Source organism: Actinomadura rubteroloni (genome assembly GCF_002911665.1).
GTDB classification, from domain to species: domain Bacteria; phylum Actinomycetota; class Actinomycetes; order Streptosporangiales; family Streptosporangiaceae; genus Spirillospora; species Spirillospora rubteroloni.
Genome location: NZ_MTBP01000001.1, coordinates 468,920 through 488,086 on the forward strand (window position 1 = coordinate 468,920; position 19,167 = coordinate 488,086).

Here is a 19,167-nt window from a genome sequence, read left to right on the forward strand (position 1 = left end):
TTATTGAGTGACGGGTTGGTGCTCAGGGGCCTTCGAACGTTGCGAGTCGGCGGGCGTGCGAGCGGACGTAGGGCGCGAGGCGGACGGGGTTCCGATCGGCGGCTTGGAGAATGATCGCCGCGACGGTTGCGCGTCCGTGGGCCGGCTGGGCTAGGTCACGCCGTTCGGTTCGTCGCTTGAAGCTCCTCCGGGGAGCAGCGGTGGCATCGTCCTCAGCCGCTCTTCGAGCGTTTCGGCGTGAACGCCGGAGTCCGCGGTGACCAGATCGCCGTGAAGTTGCCGCAGTCGCTCGCGGCTCGTGGCGCGCAACGACTGTGCGGGCACCGCGTCCAGTACCTCGGCTGCGAGTGCGGCGGCGTCTCCGTAACGCCCGCGGGCCGCCTCCCCACGGGCCAGTACGAGCGTTGCCGCCGCCCACGCGGGGCGTGACGGCGACAGACCGGCACGCGACGCCTCCGCGTGGTCGCGGCATTCGGCATGGTCACCCATGTCCCGCGCCGCCTCGGCGAGATGCAGCCGCAGTTCGGTCAGATCGAAACCGAATCGGCCCGGTTGGTCGCCCTCGGGGTCGGCGGCCATCGCGTCCTGCGCCGAGCCGACCACTGCGGCGGCCTCGGCACGGTCGCCGACAGCGGCCAGCGACCGCAGCCGTCCCCACGCCAGGAGTTGCGCGTACCGGAGTGGCGTGTCGGCGTACTCCAGCGCCCGTTCGGACAGCGCCAACGCCTCGTCGTGGCTGCCGAGGCTGTTGGCGAGCATGGTCTTCGCACCAAGTGACCAGCCCACGAGCCACCGATCCCCGGCCGCGTTCCCCAGCCGGTGCGCGGTCTCCAGATGAATGCGCGCCGCGGCGTAGTCCCCCAGGACGTACGCCAGGTTGCCGACGAGCGCCGACAGCCACCCGGCGGCGCGCCTCAGATCCGCCCGCCGTGCGTCGGGCTGCGGCTGCCGCAGCATCAAGGCGACCAGCGCGCGGGTCCGATGCGCTTCGTCCGCGAGCTCGGCGGGCGGGTACTTGGAGAAATGCAGGGAGTAGTAGCCGACCGCGGCGTCGAGCTGGTCCATGACCTGCGGGCCGCCGCCCGGTCCGTCAGCCTCTAAGGCGAGTTGCAACGACTCGCGGAGCTTGGCGAGCGGGGCGTTCGCGCGATCGGGCATGAGGAGCCATCCATCCGAGTTGAACCGCCGGCCTTGGGGCGGTCAGCCGTCCAGGTACAGCAGTGCCGTGATCGTTTTCTTGCAGATGTCGCAGTGCATCAGAGCTTCTTCGGAAGCTAGGTCGGCTTCTACGGTGGTGATGCGGTCTATTACGCCGGAGGCTCGTTCGTCCTCGAACGCCTTTTGCCAGCGGGCGGTGTTGGTGGCGAGGTCGGTGACGTACCGGGTGGTCATTTCGTAGAACGCTCGGACCCCGTGCTCTTTCATGTAGCCCCAGTTGAACTCTAGGGATCGGAGAGCGATCGGGAACGGGTGGTGGACCAGTCCCTTGGCCCATCGTTCGGTCATGTCGGCGATGTCCAACCGGGCCGCGCGCTCGTTCAGGACAGTCCACATGCCTGAGGCGTCGTACTCTTCGGTGACGTCGGCGAGCAGGTGGGAGGCGGCTTTCAGGTTGGCCGCCTTGCGGTCGAAGAGTTTCAGCGCCTCGTCGGCCGCGTTACCGTTCGGGTTCTTGCGGGCCGTGTCGATCGTTGTCTTGAGCTGGACGGCGTAGGCGGCCTCCCAGGACAGGTGCTCGCCGAACGTGGCCCAGGGATCAGGGAATCCTCGTTCGGCGACGGCGGCGAAGATCCGGTCAGCTTGAACGCCCATGCCCTGCCTCCGGTGTGCAGACGGCTCCTCAGGCTCTACATCGTGAACTTGGAGTCGATGGCCGTGAAGACGTCGGTGGCCGAAACCCGCTCTTGGTTTCCCGACTCCATGTCGCGGATGGTGACGGTGCCTTCGGCGTGCTCGTCGTCGCCTTGTAGGAGCGCGTAGCGGGCCTGGCGGTCGGCGGCCCATTTGAGCTGCTTGCCGAGCTTGCGGCTGGTGCCGAGGAAGATCTCCGCCCGGTGGCCCGCACGCCGCAGGCCCTGGACGAAGCCGAGCGCGTCTGTGGCGTAATCCTCGTTCATGACGGTGACCGCAACGTCGATGCGGTCGGTCCCCTGATCCTCGTCGCCTAGCGCGCCGATGATCCGTTCGACGCCGATCGAGAAGCCGCAAGCGGTGACGTCCGGACCGCCGAGCGTCTCGATCAGGTGGTCGTACCGGCCGCCGGACGCGATGGAACCCGGCATCCCCGGCGCGACCACCTCCCAGATCGAGCCCGTGTAGTAGTCCAGGCCCCGGACCAAGTTCGGCGCGAACCGGATGCGCTCCTCACCCACGTGCGGTCCGGCCAGCTCCAGCAGACGGTCCACCTCCGCCAGTCCGTCGCGGCCCTCGGCGTTGTCCTTCAGCGCGGCGCGCATCCGGTCCACGGCGTCTTCGACGGTGACGTCGCGGACCAGTTCTTGGGCGACGCTCTGCTCCAGGCCGCGTCCGTCCACCAGTTCGGCGACCACCGCTTCGGGCCGCTGCTTGTCCAGCTTGTCCAGCGTGATCAAGGCACCGGCAGCGCGGTCGGCAGGGACCCCGTACACCTGCATGAGGCCGGTGAGTGCCCGCCGCGAGTTGACCAGGATCGTGAAGTCTTCGACGCCCATCGCGTCCAAGGCGTCCGCGCCCGCGCACACGACCTCGGCCTCCACCAGCGGCGACGACGAGCCCACGACGTCGACATCGCACTGGGTGAACTCGCGGAACCGGCCCCGTCCCGGACGGTCGGCCCGCCACACCGGCCCGATCGCGTACCGCTTGTACGGGGTGGGCAACCGGCTCCCGTGCGCCGCGACGACCCGCGCCAGCGGCACCGTCAGGTCATAGCGCAACGCCATGTCCGCCTCGCCGCTGGCCTCGTGCGCGCCCCGCTTGAGGATCTTGAAGATGAGCTTGTCGCCCTCGTCCCCGTACTTGCCGGTCAGCGTCTCCAGCCGCTCGAACGCCGGCGTCTGCAACGGCTCGAACCCGTACCGCTCGAACACCGTCCGCGCCGCCGCGAACACCCGTTCTCGCCGCCGAAGATCCCCGGCCAGGAAGTCCCGCGTTCCCGACGGCGGCTCGAACTGCTGCGACGCCATGTCCATCCCCTCGATCACGTTCGCTGTGGCACGACGCCCCAACGTAATGGAGCCGTCACCCGCCAGTACCGAGTACGAGCCAGACTGGTCGGCGTTCCGCAGAGGCGTGCCGCGCGGGTCTCGTCCAATTCGGTGACGACCCATCGTCCGCCGTTATCGCCCTCACCCGGCACACCACGGATTTCCCGGGAGGCCGGTCACGCACGGGCTTGGGCTCGCCAACCGATCCACTGATGGGTCGCCTTGGCCAGCGCCCTGTTTCGCGCGTGGTTTCCGCCCGTGGCCTTCGTCCACCGTGTCAGGCTCCGCCGTGCCAGCGCGTCCACGGCGTCGGCCGGGGCCTGCCGCCAGGCCGGGAACCGGTGTGCCCACTTCTCTGCCTCGTGTGGTGTGTGCCCGTGGTCGATGAGCCGTGGAAGCGCCAGGGCGATCTCGACCCAGGCCGCGCCCCGGGACGCCCAGGCCCAGTCGACCAGCCGCGGTCCGGCTTCGGTGAGCAGGAGGTTGGCAGGATTGAGGTCGGTGTGCAGGAGCGCGTCCCCGGACATTGCGGTGCCGAGCCGCTCGTCGTCGCGGGCCCACGCGAGCGCGACCTGCTTGGTCACAGCGTGCGGGCAGGGCACTGCGGCCAACGCGTCCAGGACGTCGGCGAGAGCGGCCGACGCCGCGCCGCCCGGCTCATAGAACTCGTGGCGTCCGTCAATGTGCTCGAAGCCGAGGACGATCCAGCCGGCTTCTTCGACGGTCCACAGCAGCGGCGCGGCTATGTCCCGGACATGGCGGTTGACGGCCCGCTCGTTCCGGAGTCCCCCGGCGAACGGGCCGTCGATGCGCGTGGCCTTCACGAAGACCGGGCCGTTCTCGGTCGAGAGCGTCGACGTCACATGGGAGCGCGCCCCGAAACGCGTCGGCATCTCGGCCCGTACCGCACCGACCCGATCGCACACGGCGGCGCGAACGGCCGCTGGTACGTCGTCCCACGCGATCCGTGACGCAGCGTTCACTTATCCTCGTCGTCGCTCTCGTCATCGTCGGAGTCATGGCAGGGGTGATTGCACGTGTTCATGCATCTGGGCGATGTGATGAGGAGTTCTTCATCGACCGGAAGGCCGGTGCGCTGCATGGCGGCGATCGTACGCGCGTGCGCCCGGCCGGACATGATGTCCTCGTTGATCGTGGGGACGTGATGGATGAACTTCCTCCCGAGGGCCCGGCAGAAGTCCGGGTAGAACGTGGTGTGCGTGATCAGGTCGTGCCAGATTTCATCGGACGCGTCGGAGACCGGCGACAGCCTCGCTTCCGGATTCTCGGCACATGCGACGAGAAATACGAGCGTGATGTCGATGAGCCGCAGCGCGGCCGAGCGGTCATGTCCGCGCCGCACCGCGCGCGTGATCAGATGCTCCATGATGTGACGCGGAACGAGGGCGCGCGGGTGCTCGTGCACGGTACTGGCGGCCGACGGAAGCTCGTCGACGGTGGCCGTCCTGCCGGGCATCGGAAGTCCTTTCATGGGGTTCTTCCCTTCAGCCGCTCTGAGCCCCGGCTCAGCGGCGGTCGAGTGAGTTGCGCGCGGGAATCGGTCAATGCCGTTACGAACACCAAGGTGCAGCCGAATGCAGGAAACAGGCAGTGGCGGAGCCCGTGGACCGCTTCCACGGGCTCGTGCCACAGATTCGGTCCGACGAACGCCGGTGCCGCCCGGGAGGCAGTGGTTAGGCTCTGGACGGGAGACAACGGAATCAGGGGCGAGAACGACGTGACCAGGCGCAGGGTCTTCGATCCCGGGACCGTCCCCACGGCGTTCTGGCGCCGTGCCGAGGTTTGCGGCGCGCTCACCCGACGCGACGTCGCGGAGTTGTTCCGCCTGTTCCTCGCCGGGTTCCCCGACTGCACTCAGACGCGACTCGCGCTTCTCACCGGGCACGACCGGTCCGATATCTCCAACTGGGTCCGCGGTATCCGGCAGAGCCGCGTCTCCGACATCGAGGTGCTCACCCGTATCGCCGACGGTCTCCAGCTCCCCGACGAGGCAAGGCTCCTACTCGGCCTCGCCTCGGCCGGCCCCGTCCCCACTCCGCGACGGGAGCGGCGACCGGAGGCGCGGACCGAGGCGAGAGCCTTACGGTGGCGATATGCGGGAGCAGGGCGCCCGACACCGACGCCGCAGCCGTCGATACGGCAGTGCAATGAAAAGAGGCCCGGAACGTGGTGTCCGGGGCCTCTTTCGCGTTCGGGGCGCGGGGGTCAAAGCGTGTGGGCGCCCGCCTTGATCTGAGACATCAGCGAACGCCAAGCCGCCGGTGCGACAGCTAGGCGCGGGCCGTGCGGGTCCACCGAGTCGCGGACGCCGACGACACCGGGGAGGTTGGTGGCCACCTCCACGCAGGTGTCGGCCCCAGTGTCGCTGCGGCTGGACTTGCGCCACGCAGTTCCGGCGAGCGGGGGATGGCTACTCATGGACTGGGCTCCTTCGCGTTCCGGCGGCTCAGAGCGTGTGCGCGCCTGCCTTGATCTGAGTGGTCAGTGAGCGCCAGGTCGTCGGCGCGACGGCAAGGCGCGGATCGTCGGGGTCGACGCTGTCGCGAACGCCGACCACGCCAACTAGGTTGGTGGCGACTTCCACGCAGGTGTCGTTGCCCGAGCCCGAGTATGAGCTGACGCGCCAAGTCGCGCCGTCAAGCGTGGTGGGGAGGCTACTCATGGGACTGGAACTCCTCGCCAATCTCGGAGATGAGCCGCGCGGGGTCAGAGGGTGTGGGCGCCTGTCTTGATCTGAGTCGTCAATGCGCGCCAGGCCGCCGGGGTGACCGCCAGGGCCGGGCCGTGCGGGTCCACCGAGTCGCGGACGCCGACGATGCCCGGAAGGTTGTCGGCCACCTCGACGCAGGCGTCGTTGCCCCTGCCGCTGTGGCTGCTCTTGTGCCACACAGCTCCGGCGAGCGGGGGAAGGCTGCTCATGGACTGGGCTCCTTCGCGTCTCGGCAGCACACGGATTAGAGCGCGTGGGCGCCTGCTTTGATCTGGGTCGTCAGCGAGCGCCAGGCCGCCGACGCGACGGCAAGGCGCGGGCCGTCGGCGTCGACGCTGTCGCGGACGCCGACGACGCCGGGGAGGTTGGTGGCCACCTCCACGCAGGTGTCGGCGCCACTGCCCGAGCGCGAGCTGACCCGCCAGTCAGCGCCGTCGAGCGTGGTGCAGAAGCGGTTGTCACTCATGGAGTGGTCTCCTTCGCGTCTCGGCGGCCCGCGGGTTAGAGCTTGTGCGCGCCTGCCTTGATCTGGGTGGTCAGCGAGCGCCAGGCCGCCGGGGTGACCGCCAGCGCCGGGCCGTGCGGGTCCACCGAGTCGCGGACGCCGACGATGCCCGGAAGGTTGTCGGCCACTTCGACGCAGGCGTCAGCGCCGCGTTCGCTGTAGCTGCTCTTGTGCCACACAGCTCCGGTGAGCGGGGGGAGGCTACGCATGGGACTGGAACTCCTTGGCGATCTCGGCGATCAGCGCCGCCGACTCATCGGCGGGCAGGGCTGCACCGCTAATGCGGTCCAGCTCAAACGTACAGCGCTTGACCTGAGTCATGTCCTCCACGTACATCCCGCCGCTCATGGTCTCGACGTAGGCGGTGTCCAGTTCGACCGGCGCATCGAACTCGAACAAGACCAGCGAGCCGACGCCCAGGCTCGGCCGGTAACCGATCGAGATCGGCACGACGCGGACGCTGACTTTCGGACGAGCGGCGTCCTCAAGAAGTGCGCGGAGCTGCTGCACCATTACGGTCGGGCCGCCTACCGGTCGGCGCAGGACTTCTTCGGCCAGAACGACGTCGAGGCGCGGAGCGTTGGCGAGCGAGAGCAGGGCACGCCGCTTCATGCGGGCGCTCAGACGCCGGTCGACTTCGGCTTGGTCACTGATCCCGCCCTCGATGAGGGTCCGTGCGTAGCTCTCGTGCTGGAGCAGGCCCGGCACGACTTCCGTCTGCCAGGAGCGGATGCGGTTGGCGGCGTCTTCCAGTTCGGCGTATGAGCCGGGGAAAACGTCGTCGTAGCTCGTCCACCAGCCGCGCGTCCGGATCTCTCGGGCGAGTTGGAGGAGCGCGGCTTTGACCGCGCTGTCGCCGCCGTAGGTGTCGAGGATGCGTTCGACGTCGGCGACGCTCGGCATGTTGACGGCGGTCTCGATGCGGACGAGCTTCGTCCGGTGCCAGCCCAGCGCGCCGGCGGCCTGCTCGGGGGTGAGGCCGACGGCCTCGCGGCGGCGCCGCAGCTCGGCGGCGAGCCTCCGGTGCCGGGCGGTTGGTCCGTATTCGTTCGGCATGGTCCGCTTCCCTCGTCAGAAACATGACTCATCGTGGCCGGATAAGGCCACATCCGTAGCGCACAAGTGCTAGCGTCGCGCACTAGTGAGGTGGATCCTAGCCAAGAAGCCGCGTTGCTCGTCCATCTTTACCGAGGTGAAGCGGGCTGCGCGGGCCAATGGGGGGATCCGTCCCCGCGTTCCGTACGAGACGGAAAAGGCCGGGCCGTCGCAGCTTCCATCTGCGACGGCCCGGCCCGAAGAGCGGCTCCGGACTGGTGTTCGAGCACCAGTGGCTCCGGAGTCTTGATCGGACAGGAGGGTCCGACCCGATGCACAGCGTAGATGACCATTCGCCGTGGAGTGATCCCACGGCGGAACCCGACGTGGCCGCTCGCGGCCTTGAAGCGTACGGACGCAGCCTGACCGCGTCCCCTGTCCATGTCTGGTGCGGGAAGCACACCGGTTCCTGGTGGGCTTTCCTGGACGGACGGCTCATCGAGCGTCCGACGGCGCTCGGCGTTCGGCAGGAGATCGAGGCGATGTTCTCGTCCGCGCACCGGACGGGCGAGGCCGCCATGACGCCGCACATCCCGGTGCGGGCGGACAGGGACGCGGGGCGGCAGCCGCGTCGGCGCGGGCATTTCTTCCGTGCGCTGTTCGCCGGGCGTCCGGCGGTGGCCGGGTGAGCGCGCCCGAGCGGCGCGACGGCGTCCGGCGGATCGACCACCGGGAGCCGCTGCCCGGATATCGCGAGCCCGTGGGGCGGTGGTTGCAGCCTTACGTCTCGCGTGACGGGACGTGGACGTGCCGCCTCCGCCGTCCGCTCAACCACGCGCAGGAGACGGCCGGGCTGCTCTATGTCGTCGTCGCGGCCGACCGCGACGGGCTCGCCGCCCTCATGGCGCACGAGGACGAGAAGGCCGCCCGGCTGAACCCCGCTTGACGGGTGCGTCCGTCACCAACCCCCTGCGGGCCGCCGCCCGCCCTCACAGAAACCGAGAACCAATGGCCAAGAAGCCCGAAGAACCGCAGCAGCCGTCCCTCTACACCCCGGCGGAGGTCGCGAACTTCTTCCGCGTCGACCCGAAGACCGTCACGCGGTGGGCGCGGACCGGGACGCTGAACCCGATCACGTTGCCGTCGGGGCACCGGCGGTACCACGCCGCCGAGATCCACAACCTCCTCCAGGTCGGCAACGCCGCCGCCGACGGACCGGCGCCCGACGCCGCGCCCAACCCGCGCGCCCGCGCCGTCCTGAACGCCGTCATCCGCGACTACTTCGACGGGGACGCCGCCGCGCTCATCAAGGCCGTCCGCGACAGCCTCGACTGACCGGCCGGTGAACCGAACGGCTCCGCATGGCGCGGGGCCGTTCGGTGCCGGGGACCTCGCGCCGACGGCGTGGGGGGTGGGACGATGAGGAGTCCCCGGCGGCGAAGGATGGGAGGGCGGATTGCTGCGTCTGGTCGTCTCACCTACCGCGCCCCGCGCGTTCCGCACGGTTCTGGACGCCCTCCAAGTCCCGCTCCCCCCGTACGGCCCGCGCGGCAAGCACATCTTCATCGAGCCGGGCCACTACCCCGGCACCGGGTTCCAGAGCGACGCCGACTTCATCCTCACGGCGGTCGGCGGCCCCGGCACGGTGACGCTGGACGGCGCGACCGGCGTGACGATGCGGCTCGCGGGACGCGTCACGCTCCAGGGCCTCACCGTCCGGAACTGGAGCGAGGAGGGCAGCGCGCTGCGCGTCCCGGGCGGGAACGTGTTCGCCGAGCGGTGCGAGTTCGTGAGCCGTCCCGGGACGGTCGCGGTGAGCGTGTGGGACGGCGCGTCCGTCGCGCTGCGCGGCTGCACGGTCAGCGACGGCGCCGTCGTGTACTCCAGCGCGACGGGCATCATCGAGGACTCGACCGTCCAGGGCACGCGCGACAACGCCATCGCGCTCCGCACCGGCAGCGCCGTCACCGTAAGGCTGTGCCGGGTGCTGGACGCGGGGGCGTCCGGGATCTGGGTCACCGAGGGCTCGCGGCCGATCATCGAGCAGTGCACGGTCGCGCGGCCGGGCCACGCGGCGATCCTCATCGACGACCGGGCGGAGGCGACCGTCCGCAACACGTCCATGGAGGACTCGGACGTCTGCGCGTTCGTCGTCCGGGACAACGCGACGGCCGTTCTGGAGGACAGCCGCATCGCCGACGCCGGCCTGGAGGCCGTGTGGGTGACGGCGCGCGGCTCGCTGACGGCCCGCCGCGTCCTCGCCGAGGGCGGGCGCCGCGCCGGCCTGTGCGTGTCCGACCACGGGACGGCCGTCTTCGAGGACTGCGAGGTCCGCGGCACCGCCACGCACGGCATCGTCGTGGAGGACGCGCAGGGCACTGTCACCGGCGGATCGGTCACCGGCGCCGGCGAGATGGGGTTGCGCGCCGTCGGCGGCGCGACGTTCACCGCGACGGGGACGGCCTTCAAGGACAACGGCGTCTACGGCGTCGCCGTCGAGGACGACGCGGACGTCACCTTGCACGGCTGTTCGGTCGTCGGCAATACCGATCGCGGCGTGGTCGTGGCGCCGAGCGCCAAATTCCGGGGCACCGATCTCGTCAGCCACGGCAACGGCGGCCCGGACCGGATCGGCGGCGAGCACGTCAAGACGAGCACCGCGACCGTCCCGGCGACCGGCGACCAGGAGACCGACGACGCCGAGCCCACCGGGAACTGGCTCGCCGAACTGGACGCGATGATCGGCCTGGCGTCGGTCAAGCAGGAGATCCGCAAGATCGTCAACCTCCAGAAGGTGGCCGAGCGGCGGCGCCGCGCCGGGCTCCCGCCGGGCCCGTCGATCAGCCGCCACATGGTGTTCGCGGGGCCGCCGGGCACCGGCAAGACGACCGTCGCGCGGCTCTACGGCGGGCTGCTGTCGGCGCTCGGCGTCATCGAGAAGGGCCAGGTCATCGAGGTCAGCCGGGGCGACCTGGTGTCCGACAACGTCGGCGGGACGGCCATCAAGACGCGGGAGGCGTTCGACCGGGCGCGCGGCGGCGTCCTGTTCCTGGACGAGGCGTACGCCCTCGCGCGCGAGGCGGGCGGCGGCCCCGACTTCGGCCGCGAGGCCATCGACACGCTCGTCAAGCTGATGGAGGACCACCGCGACGAGGTCGTCGTCATCGCGGCGGGCTACTCGGCGGAGATGCGCGAGTTCCTGGCCGCCAACCCCGGCCTGCGCTCCCGCTTCTCCCGGACCATCGACTTTGCGAACTACACCCCCGACGAGCTGGCCGACATCACCGAGGCGCACGCCGTCAAGGACGGCTACCGCCTCGCCCCCGAGACGCGCGCGGCCGTCGCGCGGCACTTCACCGGCGTCCGGCGGGACGCGGGGTTCGGCAACGGGCGCGAGGCCCGCCGCGTCTATGAGGCGGCGGTGGAACGGCAGGCGCAGCGGCTCGCCGAGGGCGACCCGTCGGTGGAGGAGCTGACGCTGCTGCTGCCCGAGGACCTGGACGTCGCGTCCGGACTTGCCGCGCGGTTCGGCGAGGCGCGCGACGCCGACCAGGTCGCGGCGGTGCTGGAACGCCTGGTCGCGCTGATCGGGCTGGACGACGTCAAACGCGAGATCAACGACCTCCTGGCCCTGCTGGACTCGGCCCGGCGCCGCCGCCGCGCGGGCCTGGACGCCGACGCCGTCACCGGCCACCTGGTCTTCGCGGGCCCGCCCGGCACCGGCAAGACGACCGTCGCGCGGCTCTACGGCGAACTGCTCGCGGCGCTCGGCGTCCTCGCGCAGGGCCAGGTCGTGGAGGCCGCGCGCGTGGACCTGGTCGGCCAGTACGTCGGCCACACCGCGCAGAAGACGTCCGAGGTGTTCGAGCGGGCGCGCGGCGGCGTGCTGTTCATCGACGAGGCGTACACGCTGTCGCGCCCGGCGGGAACGGGCCACGACTTCGGCCTCGAAGCCATCGACACGCTCGTCAAGCTCATGGAGGACCACCGCGACGAAGTGATCGTCATCGCGGCGGGCTACACGGCGGAGATGGAGGAGTTCCTGGCGTCCAACCCGGGGCTGGCCTCCCGTTTCGCCCGGACGCTCACGTTCGCCCCCTACGACGCCGACGGTCTCGCGCAGATCTTCGCCGACAAGGCCCGCGCCGCCGACTACGTCGTCCCGGACGAAACGGTCGCCGCCCTGCGCCGCCACCTCGCCGCCGACGCCGCGCGCTACCGCCAGGGCAACGGCCGCGAGATCGACAAGCTGTTCCGCGCCGCCGTGACGGCCCACGCCCGCCGCACCGAGCACCTCGCGGCGTCCGGCACCGAACCGACCCGCGACCAACTCGTCACCCTGACGCCCGAAGACCTGCCGTCCTAGCCGGGGACGGCCTCGCCGGGCAGCGCGACGGGCGCCGCGACGATCGCCCGGAGCGGACGGACGGTCAGTGAGTGCGCGTCCGCTACGACGATCGACCGATCGGGCACGGTCATCCAGCCTTCGCCGTCGTCGTGGGGTTCGCTGGCGACGAGCACGCCGTCGTCCTCGCGCCGGTAGCAGAGCGTCTCGGCCCACGTGGTCGCGACGACGCGCGTCCCGTCGGTGACCATGAGGTTCAGGCAGGCGGCGATGTCGTGCTCCACGATGTCGTAGAGCAGGTTCTCCACGACGGCGTCGAGCGGGCCGGTCGCGCGGCGCCACAGCAGCGCGGCGAGCAGGGCCGAGTCGACGGTGGATTCGGGGACGACGCCGGGCGGTACGAGCGACGCCACGGCGGACGTGTCGAACTGGCCGTTCAGGCTGAACAGCAGCCGTCCGTCGGTGAACGGGGCGTTCGCGGCGCGCTCCAGCGGCATCCCGGGGCTGGCGGCGCGGGCGGCGCCGAGGACGCAGGACGCCGTCAGGTCACGCGACCGGGCGGGGAAGACCGTGTCGTCCCAGATCGGGGTGGTCGTACGGTAGACGGTCGTACGGCCGTCCGGTCCGTGCCAGCCCGCACCGAACCCGTCCTTGTTGACCAGGCCGACCTGCTGCCAGCGCGGCAGCCTCGCCTGCTCCACCAGACCGTAGGACGGCTCGTAGAAGAGGGCGTGCAGATTCCTGGGCGCCCCCACCCACGCGAAATGCCGGCACATCGACAGACCTCCCTCACTCAGACGCCATGCGACTGTAGCCACAACTCCAGCAACGCGACCTGCCAGAGCCGGCTCGCGCCGAGTGTCGTGCGGTGCTCGTCCGGCGCGGCCAGCAGGCGGTCCACGTGCTCGGGGCGGTAGAGACCGCGCGCTTTGGCGGCCGGATCGGTCAGCGCGTCCCGGACGAGTTCCAGGTACGGGCCGGACAGATGCCGGATCGCTGGGACCGGAAAGTACCCCTTCGTCCGGTCGATGACCGCGTCCGGGACGAGCCCGCGCGCCGCGTCCTTCAGCACGCCCTTGCCGTCGGACGCGAGCTTCAGCTCCGGCGGGCAGGCGGCGGCCAGTTCCACCAGTTCGTGGTCCAGGAACGGGGTGCGCGCCTCCAGCCCCCACGCCATCGTCATGTTGTCGACGCGCTTCACCGGGTCGTCCACGAGCATGACGGTCGTGTCGAGGCGCAGCGCGGCGTCCACCGCCGTGGCCGCGCCCGGTTCGGCGAAGTGCGACCGGACGAACTCGCCCGCCGCGTCGCGTTCCAGCAGGTAGGCGGGGTTGAGCAGCGACGCCAGCTCGTCGTGCGGGGCGTCGAAGAACACGCGGGCGTAGGCGTCGGCGGCCTCGGCGCGCGGGACGTCGGCCAGCGGCGGATACCAGGAGTACCCGGCGAACACCTCGTCCGCGCCCTGCCCGGATTGCACCACCTTGACGTGCTGCGCGACCTCCTGCGACAGCAGGTAGAACGCCACGACGTCGTGGCTGACCATCGGCTCGCTCATCGCCGCGACCGCGCCGTGCAGCGCGGGCAGCAGCCGGGCGTCGTCCACGCGGATCTGGTGGTGGTCGGTGCCGAACCGGTCCGCGACCAGGTCGGAGTAGGCGAACTCGTCGCCGGACTCGCCGCCCGCCGCCGTGAACCCGATGCTGAACGTCGCCAGGTCGCGCTGCCCGGCCTCGGCGAGCAGCGCCACGATGAGGCTGGAGTCCAGCCCGCCCGACAGCAGCACGCCGACCGGGACGTCGGCGACCATCCGGCGCGCGACGGCGGCGCGCAGCGCGTCCCGGACGGCCTCGACCCACTCCACGCCGTCCAGGGAGCGGGTGAAATCGGGACGCCAGTAACAACGGTCCTCGATACGACCGTCGGCGGTTATCGTCCGGACGGTCGCCGGCGGCAGCTTCTCCACTCCCGCGAGGATCGTGCGCGGCGCGGGCACCACCGAGTGGAACGTCATGTACCGATGCAGCGCGACGAGATCCAGCGACGTGTCCACGCCCCCGCCCGCCAGCAGCGCGGGCAGTGTGGACGCGAACCGCAGCCTCCGCGCGTCCCGCGTGACGTAGAGGGGCTTGATGCCGAGCCGGTCGCGGGCCAGGACGACCGTTCCGGTGTCCCGTTCGACGACTGCAAATGCGAACATGCCCTTGAAGTGGTCCACGCAGTCGCGGCCCCAGCGGTGGTACGCCTTCAGCAGCACCTCGGTGTCGGACGTGGAGAAGAACGCATACCCCTCGTCGCGCAGCAGCGCCCGCAGCTCGCGGTAGTTGTAGAGACAGCCGTTGAAGACGCCGGTGAGCCCGAGCGCGCCGTCCACCATCGGCTGCGCGCCCCGCTCCGACAGGTCGATGATCTTCAGGCGGCGGTGCGCGAGCGCGACCCGGCCCGCCGACCACGAGCCCGCGCCGTCCGGCCCGCGCGGCTCCAGCGCCGCCGCCATGCGGGCGACCGCCGCCACGTCCGGGACGCCGCCGTCCAGCCGCACCTCACCGCTCAGCCCGCACATGCGCACCGCCCTTCCGTCACAGCACCAGCCAGGTGTCCTTGGACCCGCCGCCGCGCGAGGAGTTCACGACCCGGCTGCCCTCGGGCGCGACGCGGGTCAGCGCGATCGGCACGACCTCCGGCGCGGCGTCCGGCGCCTGCGTGACGAACGCGCGCAGGTCCACGACGCGCGGACTGAGGCGCCCGTCGTGGAACGTCGGATGCGTCGAGAGCCGGACGGTGTCCTGCGCGATCCACCGCGCGGGCTCGGCCCGGATGCGCTCCCGGGCCTCCTCGCGCTCGGCGGCCGTCGCGTCCGGGCCGATGAGGACGCCCGCGCCGCCGTAGCCGTCCACCGGCTTGACGACGAGGTCGGCGATCTCCTCCAGCACGCGTTCGCGCTGGTCGGGGTCGCGGCACAGGTAGGTCGGGACGTTCGGGAGGATCGGCTCCTCGCCCAAGTAGTAGCGGATCAGGTCGGGAACGAACGCGTACAGCGCCTTGTCGTCCCCGATCCCGTTGCCGGGCGCGTTCGCCAGCCGGACCGAACCGCGCTGTACCGACGCCAGCAGATCCGGGCACGCGCCGTACAACTCGTCCTCGTCGATGCGGCGGTAGAGGACGTCGACGCGGTGGCCGTTCGCGTGCACGCCGGTGTCGTCCACGCGCAGTTGGTCGGGCGTGACGAGCGGAATGTCCATCTCGTCCGCGAGCAGCCGGTGCTCGAAGAACGCCGCGTCGCTCTCGCCGACCGTGACCAGCGCGGCGTCGCCCGCCAGCGCCGCCCGCAGCACGCTGATCGCACGCGCCGGGCCGGCGGTCGGCTGCGCCCGCATCAGCTCGGGCAGCACGCGCGCGGACAGCCACCGGTTCGCCAGCGCGTACCCGATTCCGGAGGGGACGCGAAGGTTGTCCTCCAGCACGGACCAGCGGCCCGCGCCGTCCCGGACGAGGTCGATGCCCGCCACCGCGCACCGGACCGTCCCCGTAGGGACGAGCGCGCCGTCGGCCCGCGATCCGGGCGCCTCGTCCAGCGCCCAGGCCGGGACGATCCCGGCGCGCACCGCCTCCCGCTCGCCGTACGCGTCCCGCAGGAACGCCTCCAGGCCGCGGACGCGCTGGACGAGCCCGTCCTGCAACCACGTCCAGTCCCGGGCCGCGATGACGCGCGGGATCACGTCGACCGGGAACAGCCGCTCCTTCTCGCCGTCCACGTGGAACGTCATGCCGAGGCCGCGCTGCACCTCGTCGCGCAGCTTCTCGCGCTCGTGCAGGCCGTCCGGGCCGAGCCGCTCCAGCGCGTTCAGCACCAGGCCGTAGGGGCCGCGCGCCGTCCCGTCGAACACCACGGCCTCGTCGGCGGACGCGTCGTAGCCGCGCAGCATCACCTCCACGCGCGGCCGGACCGGGCCGACGGCGGGCGCCCAGTCGGTGTGCGCGCGGGTCTTGGCGAGCAGCAGGTCCATGACGCCGTCGAACCCGCCCCCGGCGAACGCCGCGCGCTGCCGGGCCGCCGAGCCGCCACCGGTCAGCGCCGCGTCGGTCAGTTCCGACACCAGTTCCCAGTCGCCGGTGCGTTCCAGGGTCGGGCGCAGCGCGTCCACCACGCGGCGTACGTACACGGGCGCGGGGACCGGGGTGCGCGCGTCCGGGTCGACCAGCTCGCCCGCCAGCCCGGCGCGGGCGGCGCGCCAGGTCAGCGACCGCGCCAGCTCCGGCCGCGGCGGCTCGCAGGGGCGGCCCGCGTCGATCGCGTCCAGCTCCTCGATCACCATCGCGCGGAACAGGCCGGCGAGCAGCACCACGTCCTCGACGCGCGGGCACGCGTCGCACAGCCGCAGCTCCACGGTCGGCAGGTGCGCGGACGGGCGCACGTCGAAATAGATCATCCCCGGGTCGCTGATCACCCCGGACCGGACGAGATCGGCGATCAGCGCGTCGTACTCGTCCGCCGTCGCGAACCGTCCCATCGGGCCTGCGGTGGGCCAGCGGCTCCACAGCAGCGTCCGGTAGCTGGCGTAGCCGGTGTCGGTGCCGAGCCAGTACGGCGAGCTGGCCGACAGCGCCAGCAGGACCGGGATGCGCGGCGTCAGGCGCTGCGCGACGGCGACGGCCAGCTCGCGGTCCCCGACGTCCACATGGACCTGCGCGCCACAGATCAGTTGCTCGCGCGCGAGGGCCTGGTACTCCTCCAGCATGTTCTCGTAGCGGGCGTCGGGGGTGACCTTGAGCGCGTCCAGGTCCACCACCGGAACGGTGCCCGCCGCGACGATCCCGAGCCCGAGCGGCTCCGCCGACGCCACCACCCCGCGCCGCAGCGCCGCCAGGTCCTCGGCGAGGTCGAGCAGCCGCAGGAACGGACGGCTGTTCGTCTCGACCACCGAACGCTGCAACTCGGCGCCGAACCGCTCGGCCGGAAGCTGCTGCAGCAGGCTGTCGGCACGCGGCAGGAGCCGGTGCGTCTCAAGATCGACGGTGTGGAACTCCTCCTCCACACCGACGGCCATCACATCCGCACGGTCGCCCATCACGCGAGCGTAGGTGCCCTTTGTTTCCGGCAAATATCCTGTCAACTGGGGTTTTTTCGCTTACATCCCGGTCACCGGCGGGAAGCACAGGCGAAACACCGCGCCCGGAATCTGCCTTCATGTTGCACTTCCGGGACATCCACGGGTACCGCCGCGCCTACCGGATCCTCGGCGACGGGCCGCCGCTCCTGCTCGTCCACGGCATCGGCGACAGCTCCGCCACCTGGTCGTCGGTGCTGCCGCTGCTCGCCGCGAGGCACACCGTCATCGCGCCCGACCTCCTCGGGCACGGCGCGTCCGCCAAACCGCGCGCCGACTACGCCATCGGCGCGTTCGCGTGCGGGCTGCGCGACCTGCTCACCACGCTCGGCGTCGACCGCGTGAGCGTCGTCGGGCACTCCCTCGGCGGCGGCGTCGCCATGCAGTTCGCCTACCAGTTCCCCGAGCGCTGCGACCGGCTCGCGCTCGTCGGCAGCGCCGGGCTCGGACGCGAGGTGCATCCGGCGTTCCGGCTCGTCACCGGGCCGGGCGCCGGCGCCGGGCTGGCGCTGCTCACCACGCCGCCGGTGCGCGCGGCCGTCCGGGCGGTGCTGCCCGCGTTGCGCGCGCTCGGCGGGGCCGGGCTCGGCGGGGACCTCGACTACGTCCACGGCCGCTACCTCGGGTTCGCCGACCGGTCGGCCAGGCTCGCGTTCCTGCGGACGATCCGCGCGGGCGTCGACCTGCGCGGCCAGGCCATCACCATGCTCGACCGCAGCTACCTGGCGCGCGGCCTGCCGACGCTCGTCGTCTGGGGCGCGCGGGACCCGATCATCCCGGTGCGGCACGCGCACGTCGCGCACGCCGCGCTGCCCGGCAGCCGGCTGGAGATCTTCCCGCGCGCCGGGCACTTCCCGCACCACGACGACCCGGAGCGGTTCGCGGCGCTCGTCGCCGAGTTCATGACCGTTCCGGCCGCCGGACGCGCGGACTGGCGCGAGATCCTGCTCCGCGGACGCACGACGCCGGAGGCGTCCAGCGGGTCCTAAGCCCGTGCGCGCTCGTCGAGGTCAGCGCCCGGACGCGGTCCAATCGTCGAGCGTCTCGGGCGGCACCTGCGCGGCCTCGGCCGCCTTGTCACGGCTCAGCCCTTCGCCGACCGCCCGGACGGCCTGCTCCCGCAGCAGCGGCTCGACGCGCTCCAGCTCGGCCCGCAGGCGGGCGCGGTACTCGCCGAGCTGTTCGATCAGGCGCTCGGCCTGTTCCGCGTCGCCCTCGATCGGGTGCTCCGGCGACAGCAGGTCCTCGACGTGGTGCAACGCGTTCAGCGCGAGGTTCACCGCCTTCACCGTCCCGGCGCCGGTCCGCTGCCGCTCGGGCGTCGGCTCGTCCACCTGGATGCAGTTCCACCACTGCAACGCCTGCTGGAGGAGCAGCCGGACGTTCAGCGTCGCGGTCTCCAGGTCGCTCTCCACCCGGCGCCGCTCGCGCTCCTGGTCGAAGTCCTCGCCGTCCATGTGCCCTCCCGCGTCTTCCGTCAGCGGGGGACACCATAATCACCGGGACTCACAATTGCCCCAGAACAGGACAGAAACATGCGAATCCCGGTTGCCGTCGCCTGCGCGGCCGTCCTCACCCTCGCCACCGCGTGCGAGAGCGGCACGACGGCCACCCCGACCCGGAGCGCCGCGTCCCCCGCCACCAACGGCCTCGACAAGCTCCCCGCCGCGACGGTCCTCGCCCGCGCGCTCGCCGCGACGCGCGGCGCCGGGTCGCTGCACGTCCACGGGACGACCCGGGACGGCCACGACACCATCCGCCTCGACCTCCGCTTCGCCGACGAGCGGACGTCGTCCGGCTCGATCACCATCGGACGGCAGCGGATCGACGTCCGCCGGTTCGGCTCGACGCTCTACCTGAGCGGGAACGACGCCTTCTACGTCTCCGCCGCCGGGAAGGACGGCCCGGAACTCCTGCGCGGGAAGTTCATCAAGGCCAGGGCCACCGCCAAGGACTTCAAGGAAATGGCCGAGATGACCAGCCTCCCCGCGCTGGTGGATACCCTGCTGAAGCCCACGGGCGCGGTACGACACGTCGGCGGCATGAAGGTCGCCGGACGGCGGGCCATCGCGATCGCCGACGAGACCAACAGCATTCTCTACGTCGCGCTGGAAGGCCCGGCGTACGCGCTGCGTCTCGGCAGCAGCGCGGACGGGACGCTCAACTTCGACGGTTTCGGCAAGCCGATCCGGATCGTCCGGCCCGCCGCGAAGAACGTCGTCTCCGGGGACTGACGCGTGGGGGGCGGGACCCGCCCCCCA

The 19,167-nt window shown here is 71.5% G+C and carries 20 protein-coding genes and 1 pseudogene; 6 read left to right on the plus strand and 15 right to left on the minus strand.

Annotated features, from left to right (window positions below):
* Positions 1 to 150: 150 nt before the first annotated feature.
* The 11 genes from BTM25_RS02105 to BTM25_RS02155 form a co-directional block, all read right to left on the minus strand.
* Complete coding sequence (locus tag BTM25_RS02105; RefSeq protein WP_103561066.1) at positions 151 to 1,158, minus strand: hypothetical protein; 1,008 nt, start codon at positions 1,156 to 1,158, stop codon at positions 151 to 153.
* A 42-nt stretch (positions 1,159 to 1,200) separates the two neighbouring features.
* Positions 1,201 to 1,812: a hypothetical protein gene (locus BTM25_RS02110; protein WP_103561067.1), complete on the minus strand. Its 612-nt coding sequence runs from the start codon at positions 1,810 to 1,812 to the stop codon at positions 1,201 to 1,203.
* Between the two features lie 35 nt (positions 1,813 to 1,847).
* Positions 1,848 to 3,164 (minus strand): histidine--tRNA ligase, encoded by a 1,317-nt coding sequence (hisS, locus tag BTM25_RS02115; RefSeq protein ID WP_103562693.1) that lies wholly within the window; start codon positions 3,162 to 3,164, stop codon positions 1,848 to 1,850.
* Between the two features lie 197 nt (positions 3,165 to 3,361).
* Positions 3,362 to 4,078, minus strand: a complete 717-nt coding sequence (locus BTM25_RS02120; protein WP_146058924.1) for a protein kinase family protein — start codon at positions 4,076 to 4,078, stop codon at positions 3,362 to 3,364.
* 86 nt (positions 4,079 to 4,164) lie between these two features.
* Positions 4,165 to 4,662, minus strand: a complete 498-nt coding sequence (locus tag BTM25_RS02125) for a glycine-rich domain-containing protein (RefSeq protein WP_103561069.1) — start codon at positions 4,660 to 4,662, stop codon at positions 4,165 to 4,167.
* Between the two features lie 749 nt (positions 4,663 to 5,411).
* Complete coding sequence (locus BTM25_RS02130) at positions 5,412 to 5,624, minus strand: DUF397 domain-containing protein (protein ID WP_103561070.1); 213 nt, start codon at positions 5,622 to 5,624, stop codon at positions 5,412 to 5,414.
* 28 nt (positions 5,625 to 5,652) lie between these two features.
* A complete protein-coding gene (locus BTM25_RS30625; RefSeq protein ID WP_103561071.1) occupies positions 5,653 to 5,868 on the minus strand; it encodes a DUF397 domain-containing protein in 216 nt (71 codons plus the stop codon).
* A 44-nt stretch (positions 5,869 to 5,912) separates the two neighbouring features.
* Complete coding sequence (locus tag BTM25_RS02140; protein WP_103561072.1) at positions 5,913 to 6,125, minus strand: DUF397 domain-containing protein; 213 nt, start codon at positions 6,123 to 6,125, stop codon at positions 5,913 to 5,915.
* A 35-nt stretch (positions 6,126 to 6,160) separates the two neighbouring features.
* Entirely contained in the window at positions 6,161 to 6,382 is a 222-nt protein-coding gene (locus tag BTM25_RS02145; protein WP_103561073.1) for a DUF397 domain-containing protein, read from the minus strand.
* A 35-nt stretch (positions 6,383 to 6,417) separates the two neighbouring features.
* On the minus strand, positions 6,418 to 6,630 hold the full coding sequence (locus BTM25_RS02150; protein ID WP_103561074.1) for a DUF397 domain-containing protein: 213 nt from the start codon (positions 6,628 to 6,630) through the stop codon (positions 6,418 to 6,420).
* Positions 6,623 to 7,477, minus strand: a complete 855-nt coding sequence (locus tag BTM25_RS02155; RefSeq protein WP_103561075.1) for a helix-turn-helix domain-containing protein — start codon at positions 7,475 to 7,477, stop codon at positions 6,623 to 6,625. The genes BTM25_RS02150 and BTM25_RS02155 overlap by 8 nt, the downstream gene beginning before the upstream one ends.
* Before the next feature lie 365 nt (positions 7,478 to 7,842).
* Between BTM25_RS02155 and BTM25_RS02160 the strand changes: the two genes are divergently transcribed.
* The 4 genes and pseudogenes from BTM25_RS02160 to BTM25_RS02175 all read left to right on the plus strand — a co-directional run bounded on the left by BTM25_RS02160 (position 7,843) and on the right by BTM25_RS02175 (position 11,822).
* Positions 7,843 to 8,145, plus strand: coding sequence for a hypothetical protein (locus BTM25_RS02160; protein ID WP_103561076.1), 303 nt, complete (start codon positions 7,843 to 7,845; stop codon positions 8,143 to 8,145).
* The gene (locus BTM25_RS02165; protein WP_168211972.1) at positions 8,142 to 8,402 is read left to right on the plus strand and encodes a hypothetical protein; all 261 of its coding nucleotides are present in this window, start codon (positions 8,142 to 8,144) and stop codon (positions 8,400 to 8,402) included. The genes BTM25_RS02160 and BTM25_RS02165 overlap by 4 nt, the downstream gene beginning before the upstream one ends.
* 62 nt (positions 8,403 to 8,464) lie before the next feature.
* Positions 8,465 to 8,644: pseudogene (locus BTM25_RS30150) on the plus strand (helix-turn-helix domain-containing protein); the annotation flags it as partial.
* 268 nt (positions 8,645 to 8,912) lie between these two features.
* Positions 8,913 to 11,822 (plus strand): right-handed parallel beta-helix repeat-containing protein, encoded by a 2,910-nt coding sequence (locus tag BTM25_RS02175; RefSeq protein WP_103561078.1) that lies wholly within the window; start codon positions 8,913 to 8,915, stop codon positions 11,820 to 11,822.
* Here the strand turns inward: BTM25_RS02175 and BTM25_RS02180 are convergent.
* The 3 genes from BTM25_RS02180 to BTM25_RS02190 are packed head-to-tail and all read right to left on the minus strand — an operon-like array spanning position 11,819 to position 16,867.
* Positions 11,819 to 12,577: a class II glutamine amidotransferase domain-containing protein gene (locus BTM25_RS02180; RefSeq protein WP_103561079.1), complete on the minus strand. Its 759-nt coding sequence runs from the start codon at positions 12,575 to 12,577 to the stop codon at positions 11,819 to 11,821. The two genes, BTM25_RS02175 and BTM25_RS02180, sit on opposite strands and share 4 nt — an antisense overlap.
* Positions 12,578 to 12,594: 17 nt before the next feature.
* A complete protein-coding gene (locus tag BTM25_RS02185) occupies positions 12,595 to 14,361 on the minus strand; it encodes an N-acetylglutaminylglutamine amidotransferase (protein WP_103561080.1) in 1,767 nt (588 codons plus the stop codon).
* Between the two features lie 16 nt (positions 14,362 to 14,377).
* Positions 14,378 to 16,867 (minus strand): glutamate--cysteine ligase, encoded by a 2,490-nt coding sequence (locus BTM25_RS02190; RefSeq protein ID WP_103562695.1) that lies wholly within the window; start codon positions 16,865 to 16,867, stop codon positions 14,378 to 14,380.
* Between the two features lie 119 nt (positions 16,868 to 16,986).
* Here BTM25_RS02190 and BTM25_RS02195 point away from each other — a divergent pair, with 119 nt between their 5' ends.
* Positions 16,987 to 17,895, plus strand: a complete 909-nt coding sequence (locus BTM25_RS02195) for an alpha/beta fold hydrolase (RefSeq protein ID WP_103561081.1) — start codon at positions 16,987 to 16,989, stop codon at positions 17,893 to 17,895.
* Positions 17,896 to 17,916: 21 nt separating this feature from the next.
* Here BTM25_RS02195 and BTM25_RS02200 read toward each other — a convergent pair whose 3' ends face one another.
* Positions 17,917 to 18,363: a hypothetical protein gene (locus BTM25_RS02200; protein ID WP_103561082.1), complete on the minus strand. Its 447-nt coding sequence runs from the start codon at positions 18,361 to 18,363 to the stop codon at positions 17,917 to 17,919.
* 78 nt (positions 18,364 to 18,441) lie between these two features.
* Here BTM25_RS02200 and BTM25_RS02205 point away from each other — a divergent pair, with 78 nt between their 5' ends.
* Positions 18,442 to 19,140, plus strand: coding sequence for a hypothetical protein (locus tag BTM25_RS02205; RefSeq protein ID WP_103561083.1), 699 nt, complete (start codon positions 18,442 to 18,444; stop codon positions 19,138 to 19,140).
* The last annotated feature ends 27 nt before the right edge of the window (positions 19,141 to 19,167 follow it).